1 rRNA gene is annotated in these 838 nt (G+C 39.7%); it reads right to left on the bottom strand.

The features are described 5' to 3' along the window. Positions 1–297 (bottom strand): 23S ribosomal RNA (locus CTER_RS28590); the annotation flags it as partial. Positions 298–838 lie beyond the last annotated feature (541 nt).

Genomic DNA, 838 nt, shown 5'->3' on the forward strand with positions numbered 1-838 from the left:
AGGTGATATTGCTATCACCTGGTTTGGGCTAATCCGCTTTCGCTCGCCACTACTTACGGAATCTCTTTTGATTTCTACTCCTGTTGGTACTTAGATGTTTCAGTTCCCAACGTATGCCCTCGTTACACTATGTATTCATGTAACGATGACCGAGTGTTTAACTCGGCCGGGTTCCCCCATTCGGATATCTGCGGGTCAATGGCTATTTGCGCCTCTCCGCAGCTTTTCGCAGCTTGTCACGTCCTTCATCGCCTTCTGGTGCCAAGGCATTCACCCTATGCTCTTAGTAGCTTGACCTCTAAAATGTCTGTATGCTTCGCATTACTGTGTCAGACTTCGTTTCCTGCGCTGCTCATTTATCTAAAGAAACTAAAGTTTCTTGTAAACTCCGCTGCTCGGAACTCGTCTTCCTTGTACTGCTCGCATCTATTCATTTTATTTATCGATTTTCTTCGATATCATCAGTTCTTCTAAAGTGATTGTCTTAACAATCTAATGAGTTTAGGAACAATTGTTCCTTTTTCCTAAGAGTCGCATTATCAACGTAAATTGTTTTACGAAAATTATGTTACCCTTTATTTTAGTCAACTTCCGTTGACTTTGAATCTCTCGATTCTTTATCGGTTCTCATCTTCTTAAAACGTATTTCCAAGAATTCGTAAGAATTCTTTAGAAACGCATTCTTCGATACATTATTTAGTTCTCAAGGTTCAGCAAACCTGCGGTTCGCAACAAAAAGCCATAGCTTTTTGCCCTTATTTCAGTAAATTAATTACTGAAATAAGTTTCAGAGCTTTTGGGCTCTGAAAACTAAACAGTGACAATTGTAAAGTACTCA

The organism is Ruminiclostridium cellobioparum subsp. termitidis CT1112 (assembly GCF_000350485.1).
Classification (GTDB): Bacteria; Bacillota; Clostridia; order Acetivibrionales; family DSM-1351; genus Ruminiclostridium; species Ruminiclostridium termitidis.